At 61.8% G+C, this 1,055-nt stretch carries 2 protein-coding genes; both read left to right on the top strand.

Annotated features, from left to right (window positions below; genetic code table 11):
• Nucleotides 1-199 precede the first annotated feature (199 nt).
• Nucleotides 200-883, top strand: coding sequence for an RNA polymerase sigma factor (locus tag HY30_RS17470; RefSeq protein WP_034744013.1), 684 nt, complete (start codon nt 200-202; stop codon nt 881-883).
• A 14-nt stretch (nt 884-897) separates the two neighbouring features.
• A partial coding sequence (locus HY30_RS20740) for a FecR/PupR family sigma factor regulator (RefSeq protein WP_155839410.1) occupies nt 898-1,055 on the top strand: 158 nt, incomplete at its 3' end.

Raw genomic sequence — 1,055 nt, 5'->3', positions numbered from 1 at the left:
CCAGCTCTTCCTGCGAAAGGCCAGCCTTGCGTCTATACCGCTTCAAGTTCAACGCGAATATCTCTCGAATTTCCATTTTCGAGACTGAATTGAATTGCAGAGTATATTGCCACGGAGTATACTCTGAATTGAATTTTGGTTGTGCTGCTTAGAGCTGTTGCCGGATTCCAATCATCGCCGGCTGCAGGAACCGCCCCCTATGCAGGATCGAAAACGAAACCCCGGTTTTCAACGCGCAGAGACACTGCGCCACTCCAGCCTGGCCACCGTTGCGGCAGGACCCGCACGCGTTTCCGTCCCCGATCGCGCACAATCGCGCCACGCCGCAGGCGATGACCATCGTGTCAGCCCCACCCCCACACACCTGACCCACTTCTACCAATCCCACCACCCCGAACTCCTCCGCTTCAGCCGATCCCGCATCGGCAATGCAGAAGACGCCGAAGACCTCGTCCAGGAAGCCTTCATCTCCGCGACCCGCGCCTATTCCGACAAGCCCGTGGAAGAGCTGCGCCCGCTATTGTTCACGATCCTGCGCAACCTCACGCGCGACTACCTCAAATCGGGCTATGCAAGGAGCCGGCGCATGGATGCCGAGATCAGCGAGATGGGTGACAGGCTGGCCTGCCACCGGACAGCGACCCCTGAACAGCAGGTGATGGATGCGCAATTGCTGGCCATCGCCCAGGCAGCGATCGATACCCTGAAGCCCCGCCAGCGCGAAGCCCTGATGCTGCACCGGCTGGAGGGCCTGACCCATGACCAGGTCGCCAGGCGCCTCGCCGTGTCGCCAAGGACCGTCCGGAGTGATATAGCCGAGGCGCTGGCGGCCATTGCGAAATCCCTCTCGCAAGCGGGCGCCCCCGCGTCCCGACAAGGCTGAGTGATACCCACGTGATGAACGACAACGACGAGGAGACGGGCCGGCTTGATGCCGCGGCGCGCTGGTATAGCGAACTGCAGGACCCGGATGTGGACCTGGAGACGTGGGACGCCTTCCGGGCCTGGGAGCGCGACCCTGACAATGCAGAAGCCTATCGCCAGATCGAAGCCAG

The sequence above is a fragment of the Hyphomonas chukchiensis genome (genome assembly GCF_000682695.1).
Classification (GTDB): Bacteria; Pseudomonadota; Alphaproteobacteria; order Caulobacterales; family Hyphomonadaceae; genus Hyphomonas; species Hyphomonas chukchiensis.
This window is presented reverse-complemented; position numbering and strand designations above follow the sequence as displayed.